Raw genomic sequence first — 9,414 nt, 5'->3', positions numbered from 1 at the left:
TCGGGTGCGCTGAGGGGCGCGGAAGACCAGTGCGGCTCCGAACCGCCGGGAAGGATCAGGCTCGAGGGCACCGTGCAATCACCCGCACCCGCACGGGTCCAGATGCCGTCCGGCTCCTGCCAGGCCAGCGAGTCGCTGTCCGGACCCCAGGTCGGGTTCGTGATGCCCGTCAACGGCCCGATCTCGCACAGCGGAGTCGGATCCGCCGGCGCAGCACCAGAGATCGCGTTCCCGTTCACCGCATACCAGAAGACCGTGGCCGTCTCGTCGTATCCCCGCACCGCCGCCAGGTACCGACCATCACGCGACAGCTCGGTGTTGCCCACATCGGTCGACGGGACGTAGATGTCACCGTCGTCGAACCAGTGGACCGGCTCGGCACCCAGGTCGTGGATCTGCACCTGCGAGCCATAGCCACCACTCTGCAACGTGCGCGAGCTCCCCACCCACGACGGCGACCAGAAGTACGTCGTACGCAACGGCACCGGATCCGTCAGCCGGTCCGCAGACGTATACCCCGTGGCCGAACGGAACCCCGAGCTCGCACCCGACGGCGTGAGGTACTTCGTGAACGTGTACGCGATCCGAGTGCCATCAGGAGAGATCGCCGCATCCACCGGCGTACCGTCGATGGCGACCCCCACCGACGTCGGCAACGCCGGCGGATCCAACACATTGAGGACCCTGCCCGACTGAGTCATCCGCACCAGACGCTCCGAATGCGTGGCCACCACCACACCGCCATCGGACTGCGTCGGCGAACCATACGGCGCCGCGAAGCTCCCATCCGTGGTCAACGCCCGCGCACCCGTCCCATCACCACGCGCGATCCACACGTTGTAGCCCGAGATGTACACAATCGTCCCGGCAGACGTACCTCTCCCATCCGTGGTCAACGCCCGCGCACCCGTCCCATCACCACGCGCGATCCACACGTTGTAGCCCGAGATGTACACAATCGTCCCGGCAGACGTACCGGCACGCTCCACGATGGAGAAACTTGCGGACTCACCCCCGTGCGCTGCGTTGACCGGGGCGGCGAGCCCCGCAGAGAGACCAGCGGAGAGGACCGCCAGCGCAACTCCGCGCGTCACCATGCTCTGGGCGGTGGGATTCATGTCGGTTCGTGCTCCATCGCTCGTGGTGGATTGTCCTCACGAGCGTCGACCCAGCTCCTGCGGTCGCACTGCGGTGCCGCTGTGGAGGATTGCGGCGTAGCATGCTCCGGCGTCGAGGCTGGGACCCGTCCGTGGCAGCCGTGGGTCAGAGAGGGGCACGCGATGGATCCCGACCGACCCGCCCCCGGGCGACTTGAATTCGTCCGGCACGTGCTGAACTCCGACGACCGCTATCACGGGTTGGACCACGCGCACGACGTCGATGAGCTCAACCGGTACCTCGCTCGAATTCAACCCCGACACTCGGTCGCTGACCAGTCGGATCTTTCTGCCTACCGGGTTCTCCGGGACACCACGCGTGCTCTCTTGCTGACGCCGGGCCCAGAGATCTTCTTCACGCTGAACGAACTAGCCCGGCAGCATCCGTTGACGGTCTGGTTCGACGAACTGGGCGCCCCAGGCCTTCGTCGCGTCAGCGGGGGCGAGCAAGATTCGCCGCTCGGCGTTCTGGTCGTAAGTGTTCTGGCCGCTGTCCACGACGGGATGCTCACCGGACACTGGGCACGGCTGCGCGCCTGCCGACGCTTCGACTGCAGCTGGATCTACTACGACGGCTCTCCCAACGGGAGCATGCGCTGGTGCACCACCGATCCCTGCGGAAACGTGATGAAGACGCGCGCCTACCGCGCCCGATTGGCACGCAACCGGCCTGTGAAGGCGCTGGCGGACTAGCACGGACGCCATGTGAGTGCAGCGGGACCTGCCCGCTGAGCAGCCCGATTACAGCGCCATCGCAGCGCGGTGCTCAACAGTCCGTTCCATGACGACCGCTTCGGTGCCGGGCCCGCTCTCCGAGGTGACGTCTGCCGGCCGGGGCAGCCTCGGTGTGGTCCAGGGGGCCGCGCTGACGCTCGGCGCCGTCCTCGGTACCGGCGTGATCTCACTACCCGCGCTGGCCGCGCAGGAGGCCGGCCCTGCTGCGCTTGTCGCGTGGTTCGGACTGGTGCTGGTATCGATCCCGCTGGCCAGCACCTTCGCTGCGCTCGGCGCACGCTACCCGGACGGCGGTGGCGTCGCGACGTACGCCCGCCGCGCCTTCGGCAGCCGGGTGGCGACCGTGACCGGCTGGTGCTTCTACTTCGCAATCCCGCTCGGCGTCCCCGGTGCCGCCGGCTTCGCAGGTGCGTACGTCGCCGACAGCCTCGGTGGTGGTCGACAGACCCAGCTGATCACGTCCGCGCTGCTGATTGGCACAGTCGCGGTCATGAACTGGTACGGGGTGCGCATCTCCGGCCGGATCCAGATAGTCATCGCTGCCGTGCTTGCCTTGTTGTTGATGGTCGCAACCACGGTCTCGCTCCCGCACGCGAGCATCGCCAACCTGACGCCGTTCGCGCCCCACGGCTGGACCGCGGTCGGCACAGCGGCAGCGCTCCTGATCTGGGCGTTCGCCGGCTGGGAGGTCGTGACGTCTCTGTCGTCGGAGTACCGCGACCCGGCGCGCGACATCTCCCGAGCGACGACGATCGCGCTCGTGACGATGGGCGCTATGTACCTCGGCGTGGCGTTTGCGACGGTGAGCGTTCTCGGCGACAACGTCAGCGCGGCCCCACTCTCCGACCTGCTGGTGCTTGGCTTCGGTGAACCCGCCCGCGGGGTCACTGCGGGCGTCGCCGTGTTGCTGTCGCTTGGTGCGATGAACGCCTACTTCGCCGGCAACGCCAGGCTAGGCGCTGCGCTCGGCCGCGACGGCTCGCTGCCGCGGTGGTTTGCCCGAGGCTCCTCCGCTGGCGAGGTGCCCCGCCGCTCGCTGGCCGTCGTGACCGCTAGCACCTTCCTCACCCTGCTGTGGGTGGCCGTCACTGGTGCGGCGATCGAGAGCACCATGTTGCTCGTGACTGGCGCTGTGGCCCTGGTCTACGTGGTCGGCACGGCCGCCGCGCTGCGGCTGCTCCCCCGCGGCACCTGGGTCCGACGGGGCGCGGCGATCGCCTTCGCCGCCTCGCTGCTGCTCCTGGCCCTCACCGGAAAGCACCTGCTCCCGCAGCTCATCACTGGATTGGCGGCCCTGGCGTGGACTGCACGCTCGGGCAGAACCTCCCCGCGCGAGTGACAACTGAGGCCATCTGATTCGTGGGCCTCGCCCCCGCCATCGAAGAGCCGGAGCCTCACCACGACGTCCCGGCCCCATCGCCAGCAGGCCCGCCGATCTCCCGGCAGTGGCGAGGTCGAGCAGCGCGCCGAGATCCAGGTGCTCCTCGGCCAGGTCGCAGGGCAGGTCAAGCCGTCGCTCTCGTGTCGCGCCCAAGCGCACGTCGCCGGGTTCGTATGCCGCTCCGGTCAAGCCGGCGACCTCAGCGAGGAGCGCCCGGCGCAGCTCGTCGCTCTCGAGGCTGCCGTGCGACCGCGCGCCCGCATATAGGCGAGGTCCTCGACAGTTGCCCGCGTTCCGGACAGCACGACGAGATCGACCCCAGGTGTCGGAAGCGAGGCTGGCGGCGACCGCGGGCTCGATGCGGAGTGCGTCGACGGCGGTGAAGCTCGAGGTACGCGGGCGACGGAGCACCACGACCCGGAGCCCCGCTCGTCGTTCCCGGAGCCCCGCATCGTCGTTCTGCGCGCGACGCCCAGGCAGGTCGAGCGCGTCCTCGGAGTCGAGCCATACGTCCGGATGCCCGGGGCAGCACGCCGTAGACCTCGCGGCCTGTGAGCGCGCGGATCTCGTCGAGCCCCGGTCGCAGCACGTCGAGGTCGCCACGGAACTTGTTGACCACGATTCCCGCGACCAGAGCCTGGTCGGCCGCCGTCAGTAGTGCGACGGTGCCGAGGGGGGACGGCGAAGCCATGTCGAGCCAGCCCGCAGGTTGATCTGCACCTGGCTTCCCGCACTCTCCACGACGCCGAGATCGTGCCGCGGGCGGCGCAGGTCGTCGAAGGTCGCGTGCGCCACTGCGCTCGGCCGACCTCGGCGCCATCGGCGCACACGGTCGAGATGCTGGACATGTTCTGCGCCTCGAACGGCGAGACCCGGGTCCCTCGCCGCCTGAACGCCCGGCACGCAGCCGCGGTGACAATGGCCATGCGTGCACCTGACGTCGTCCCCGCGACCAGCGGCACATCCACGCTGTCAGCGCTGGCAGCCATCAGTTCGTTCGTGTCAGCACCACGTCACCGGTGACCGAGTCCCACTCAGAGGTGCCGCTCAACAAGCCGAACCACTCCACGGGACGGTAGGTGATGGTCGTAGCGGTTCGACTGACTTCCGCAAGCTTGATGTCACTGGCGTCTCGCGAACGCGCCGACGTGGTCTTGGACTCCCCGCACAGGTTCTCCTGAAGCTCCGCTCCGTACGGCATGGCCACACCGAGCGAGAGTCCGCTGAGGTCCGTCTTGGTGAACTTGCCGTACAGGTCGTCGTTCACAGCGCTCCCTGTGTAGAGCAAGGTGCCACTCCCCCTCTCGGTGCGGTGACGCTCGTACGTGCAGGACGGCCCTTGGTTGACGTCGTCGCGCGTCCCGCTGAGGGTGTAGCTGCTGCCGGTCGAGGCGAAGACCTCGCCCATGTGCGGGCCGCTCACCGACATGTTGATGGTCGCCGTGGCCGAGCGGTTCCAGCTGTCCCACATTCCGGTCGCGCTCTCGCCGACGTCGCTGAAGGTCAAGGTCCCCGACAGCGTGCCCTCGAATACGGAGATCACCTCGACGGCGGCAGCGGACGCCCGACAGTTGTTCTTCTCCTTGCTCTCCCGGACCTTCCTCGAAGCGTCGGCGCACGCCAAGACGTAGTAGCTACCGTCCGGGGTTCCGTCGGGCAGCACCACCGTCAGCTTGGTCACCCTTTTCTTCCCGGGTCGCACAGCCCTCGTCGTGGCGCGTTCGGACAGCTTGAGGTCCCCACCCAGAGCCGTGTCCTTGGACAGCGCAAAGGTGGTCTTGGTGGGGGCCGTCGGCACGCGGCCAGCGTTCTTCACGGTCACCGCGATCGCGATGGACTCACCCGGCTTCGCCGAGGGCGTGACGCGCACCGACGCGACCGTGAGGTCGGCTCGCGGTGCCGGTGCGGCCGACGCTGCCGGGACCAGGACGGACGCCAGGCAGGCGGCAGCAGACACCAGGGCCGTGCTCGGTCCGGGGCACAGCCCGCCGCGCACCGTGGCGATCTTCGTGCGGTTCATGAGCTGACTCCTCCGTGGTTGTGTACGCGCTCAGGATCGGCCCGCCCTCTGCAGGCGCGCTGGAGTCCTGCTGCACCTGGGTGCCCCCTGGGAAGCGGCCGCCACGACGTACTGACAGCCACTCGCAGGCGGCCGCAGCCCTGTCCCAGCCGCCCTGCAGCACCTCCGCACAGTCTGTGGACAACAGTCGGCCTCCCGGCCGCACATCCAGGACGTGAGCTCACCTCACCCGATCGAAAGGGACACCATGGTCGCGATTTCTCCTGCCGACGAACAGATCTCTCACATTCCTACTCGGCTGGGCGCTCTTCATGTCCGCTCCGTGGGGTCGGGCTACCCGACCGTCCTCTGGCACTCCATGTTCATCGACAGCCACACCTGGGATCTGGTGGTGCCCCGACTTCTGGACCTGGATCGCCAGTACTTCCTGGTGGATGGGCCGGGGCTCGGACTCAGCGAGCCCTTGCGCCGTCCCAGCGACATCGCGACGGCAGCCGAGGCGGCAGTCGACCTCCTGGCAGGGCTAGGCATCGACGATCCGGTGGACTGGGTGGGCAACGCCTTCGGCGGCCACGTCGGGTTCAAGCTGGCAAGGGACCCCAGCGTGCTGCGCAGCCTCGTCGCGATGAGCTCCCCCACGGATCCCATCGCCGACGCGCTGCGCCGACGGATCGCCGTGCTTCGGCCGCTGCTCCGGACGTTTGGCGTCGTCGGACCCGTTCGTGCCGCCATTCTCGACGCTCTGCTCACCGAGGCCTCTCAGGCCGACACGGACATCCTGGACATCGTCCTGAACGGCCTTGGTCGTCCAAGCCGAGCCAGCATGTCCATGGCGCTCGAGTCATTCATCCTCAAGCGCCTCGACGTCAACGCCGAGATGGCGGACATCCAGATCCCGAGCCTGTTCGTCGCGACCGACGACCGAGGAGACTGGATCCCGGCGGACGCGGCGCGAGCGGCATCCCTCGCACCGACAGCTCAGCTGGAGATGGTTGCTGGATCGCGCACGCTCATCCCCCTCGAACAGCCGGAGGCCGCTGCCTCACTTCTCAAGGGCTTCTGGAGCGGGTTGTAGGCCCCTTCGACCACAGTCTCGGCCGAGGCGTCCGAACAGCTCGTGGGACGCCTCGGCCGTGAGGGATGCCAGCGTGCCCCCGGATGCGCCGATTGCCCGACGTCGACTGGGAGACCTGGTTCCTCAACTACCGGCCGCACGACGTACTCGATAGTGACGCCCATGCGCGGGGCTTAGCCACGATGGCACCCCTCAGCGCTGCCGGCTCCTATGGGAGTCGCCCGTTCCTCAAGCGGGCCAGCAAGGACGAGTACGTCGACGAGCGGGTAGCGGCGCTGTACGCCGAGGCCGCCCCGCAGGCGCGTGGCCACCTACGACCACGACCACATGAGCCACGCAGCCATCGCCGATGGACCGGACTCTCTCCGCGGGTGCCTACTTCGACGGTACGCGGGATGCCTCGCCTCGATCGCGAGGCATGTGACGCTGTACCGCCGTCCATCAGGGATCAACGGAGCTCACGCGCGGCGACGGACGCCAGCCGCGCCACGTCTGCAGCGTCGGTCTTCCGATAGCCCGGCGCGAGGAGCGAGGTCAGCATCCCGAGCGCACCGCTCATCGTGATTTCAGTGTGCACATCGACGCGGCACGAGGTCTCGCTCATAGGAGTGATGCGACGCCAGCCGTGGACGCTGACAGACCTGCTGCCACCGGAGTAGGCGGCAGCCAACGGCTCGGCCGACTCGATCACCGTCGGTGTGCGGAAGGGCATGCCGGCGAAGGTCAGGTGCTCCACGAGACGCTGCCCCACGGTCGCCTGGCCCGGAGGGTCGACCGTGAACTTCTGGACTTGGGAGCGCCACAAGGCGTCGTTGCCCCAGTCCAGTACGAAAGAGGCCACCTGGTGAGCGGGACGGGCAATGAAGGTCGAGGAGGTCAAGGAGATCGGTGCGCGAGGCTTCATGAGCATCAGTGTCGACGCCCTCACTGCAGCAGGACTGCGATGTGTCTGCTGCCGCCGGTTCACTCGCTCACAGATCGGTCGACGCACGGCCGAACGCGTGCTCCTCCAGATCCCGGAAGGTGATCGTGCGGGCAGGCAGCTCTGGGATCGCCCGGTCGCTCCACCAGGCGGCGACCACGGGCCATCCAGATCCGGAAGGCGTCAGGAAGCCCCGCTAGGAGAGGCGGTGCCACTCCTCACGCGCGATGAGGGCGTCCGCGCTTCGCTCCAGCGAAGACCGACGCGCGTGCTCGTACAGCACCGACTCCGATCGGATGTCCCCTGGATCGCGGGCGTGGCGCACCACCCCGCCCAACAGACGGAAGCGGTCGAGTGCTGTCTCCGACGTGACCGCGGAGGACTTGCAGGCGCTCCATGGGAACTTCCAGCGCCTCATCGTCCTGTCACTCTCCTTCTGACGGTCCTGCGATCTTCGTACCGAGGACCGCGGCGGTGTGATGCGTAGGGCCGTCATCCCTGCTCGTCAGCCTGATGACCAGGAGAGCCACTCGGCCGAGCCGGCCGGGGGGCAGTCGCGACTCGGCCGAGTGGTTGACAGCCTCGAGTGCAGAGGCTGCAGGGAGAGGTATACGGGGGCGCCCTCCCTGCAGTCCCATGCTGGTGAAGATCGCTGGGGCGATGCTGGAGTCCGGCTGTGGTGACCGTCAGCCCGGTGACCGGATGCTGACGGGCGACTTCGTCGAGCGCCCGGAGAAGGCCTGGGTCGGGCACCACCAGCGCTCCGCGTGTGCTGTCCCCAAAACTGTCTGAGGATCGAGAGGTCGGCGGCTCGACACACAGCGATGGTGCTGGACGCGAGCGAGGTGCCGGTTGAGGGCGTCGACCTCGTGTGCGTGGTCCAGTCCGTGATGGCGGTCATCGGAGTTCAGCACGTGCCGCACGACCTCGAGTCGACTGGGCGCGGTTCGGTCGGGATGCATGTCTTCCGTCTCCCAGGTGGCGCCAGGCAGCGGGCCCGTCCTCGACGCTGGGGCATGGCGGCCGCCGCGCTGCAGCACCACCGCAGTGTGACCACAGAGGTGGGCTCGAGCCTGACGCGAACGCCGATCAACGACAGCGTGTGAAACGCCCATAGGAAGGTTCGAGTGTGAGGAACCGCAGGCGCCCAGGGCCGTCGACCACGCCTGCGCTGCAGGAGCGGATGCCGGACGGCCGACCAGGTGGCCTGGGCGTGCGCTGCGAAGGCGTCGTCCATCTGTACCGCACGTTCGAGGGTGAGGACGTGGTCGCGCTGCGCGGCCTGGACCTGGAGATCCTTGCCGGCGAGCGGGTGGTGTTCCTGGGGCCGAGCGGGTCCGGCAAGTCGACGCTCATGTCCTTGCTGGGTGGCATCCAGCGTCCCAGCGCGGGGCGGATCTGGCTGGGTGACGACGACATCTCTCGCATGAGCGAGCGGCGGCTGATGAAGTTGCGGGCTCAGCAGGTGTCGACGATGCTGCAGGGCTCCACGAGGAACCTTCTGTTGAACTCGACGGCGAGCACGAACGTGAAGTTCGCGAGGATGGGCATGGACGCCGCCGCCCGGGAGCAGGCTATGCCCGAGGACGAGCTCCTCGAGCGCGTCGGGCTGCTGGACCGGCGCGATCAGCGTGTCGCGCAGATGTCGGGTGGGCAGCGGCAGCGGCTCGCGTTGGCGTGTGCGGTCGCAACGATGCCGCAGCTCCTGCTGGCCGACGAGCCGACAAGCGCGCTCTCCCATGTGGACCGTGACAAGGTCATCGAGCTCATCCACGAGCTTGGCGACTTGTTGGGCACCACGATTGTGGTGGTCACCCACGAGCCTGCAGTGACGGAGTCGTTCCCGCGGACGGTGACCATCAAGGGGGGCCGGGTCGGATCGGAAGGCTACGCGGGAGCGGAGTACGCGGTCATCGGCGAAGGTGGGGTCGTCCATCTGCCTGAGGCCGTGGGGACGGACTGGCAGCCGGGCACCCTGGTGCGCATCGAGCAGGTGCAGCGGTTCGTGGTGATGTCTCATCCCGACGACCCCACTGCGCCGACCGCAGCATCGCCGTCCGGCGCCCCTGATGTCCCGGTCCCGTCAGTAGTGCCGGTTCCGAATGGGATGGACGCCCCGTGAAC

General features: G+C 68.2%; 9 protein-coding genes. 6 read left to right on the top strand and 3 right to left on the bottom strand.

Translation table 11 applies throughout. The features are described from left to right. Positions 1 to 1,118, bottom strand: a 1,118-nt coding sequence (locus ASG94_RS22060) for a hypothetical protein (protein ID WP_056927712.1), incomplete at its 3' end; no start/stop codon positions are given. Positions 1,119 to 1,280: 162 nt separating this feature from the next. Here ASG94_RS22060 and ASG94_RS22055 point away from each other — a divergent pair. Continuing rightward, positions 1,281 to 1,850, top strand: a complete 570-nt coding sequence (locus ASG94_RS22055) for a CGNR zinc finger domain-containing protein (protein ID WP_162260832.1) — start codon at positions 1,281 to 1,283, stop codon at positions 1,848 to 1,850. Positions 1,851 to 1,938: 88 nt separating this feature from the next. Next, positions 1,939 to 3,231 (top strand): APC family permease, encoded by a 1,293-nt coding sequence (locus ASG94_RS17405; protein ID WP_056927765.1) that lies wholly within the window; start codon positions 1,939 to 1,941, stop codon positions 3,229 to 3,231. A 1,030-nt stretch (positions 3,232 to 4,261) separates the two neighbouring features. Here the strand turns inward: ASG94_RS17405 and ASG94_RS17400 are convergent. Then, entirely contained in the window at positions 4,262 to 5,293 is a 1,032-nt protein-coding gene (locus ASG94_RS17400; RefSeq protein ID WP_082624293.1) for a CARDB domain-containing protein, read from the bottom strand. Between the two features lie 247 nt (positions 5,294 to 5,540). Between ASG94_RS17400 and ASG94_RS17390 the strand changes: the two genes are divergently transcribed. Continuing rightward, positions 5,541 to 6,368, top strand: a complete 828-nt coding sequence (locus ASG94_RS17390) for an alpha/beta fold hydrolase (protein WP_056927708.1) — start codon at positions 5,541 to 5,543, stop codon at positions 6,366 to 6,368. A 448-nt stretch (positions 6,369 to 6,816) separates the two neighbouring features. Here ASG94_RS17390 and ASG94_RS17385 read toward each other — a convergent pair whose 3' ends face one another. After that, entirely contained in the window at positions 6,817 to 7,248 is a 432-nt protein-coding gene (locus tag ASG94_RS17385) for an SRPBCC family protein (RefSeq protein ID WP_162260830.1), read from the bottom strand. A 678-nt stretch (positions 7,249 to 7,926) separates the two neighbouring features. On the opposite strand from ASG94_RS17385, the gene ASG94_RS21830 reads away from it, so the two are divergent. Genes ASG94_RS21830 through ASG94_RS17370 form a run of 3 tightly spaced genes read left to right on the top strand, consistent with a single transcriptional unit; the run spans position 7,927 to position 9,412 of the window. Beyond that, on the top strand, positions 7,927 to 8,082 hold the full coding sequence (locus tag ASG94_RS21830) for a hypothetical protein (protein WP_156411657.1): 156 nt from the start codon (positions 7,927 to 7,929) through the stop codon (positions 8,080 to 8,082). A gap of 32 nt (positions 8,083 to 8,114) precedes the next feature. Further along, positions 8,115 to 8,396 (top strand): hypothetical protein, encoded by a 282-nt coding sequence (locus ASG94_RS22470; protein WP_056927705.1) that lies wholly within the window; start codon positions 8,115 to 8,117, stop codon positions 8,394 to 8,396. A gap of 23 nt (positions 8,397 to 8,419) precedes the next feature. After that, the gene (locus ASG94_RS17370) at positions 8,420 to 9,412 is read left to right on the top strand and encodes an ABC transporter ATP-binding protein (RefSeq protein WP_200958164.1); all 993 of its coding nucleotides are present in this window, start codon (positions 8,420 to 8,422) and stop codon (positions 9,410 to 9,412) included. The last annotated feature ends 2 nt before the right edge of the window (positions 9,413 to 9,414 follow it).

The sequence above is a fragment of the Nocardioides sp. Soil805 genome, assembly GCF_001429625.1.
In the GTDB taxonomy this organism is placed as follows: domain Bacteria; phylum Actinomycetota; class Actinomycetes; order Propionibacteriales; family Nocardioidaceae; genus Nocardioides.
This window is presented reverse-complemented; position numbering and strand designations above follow the sequence as displayed.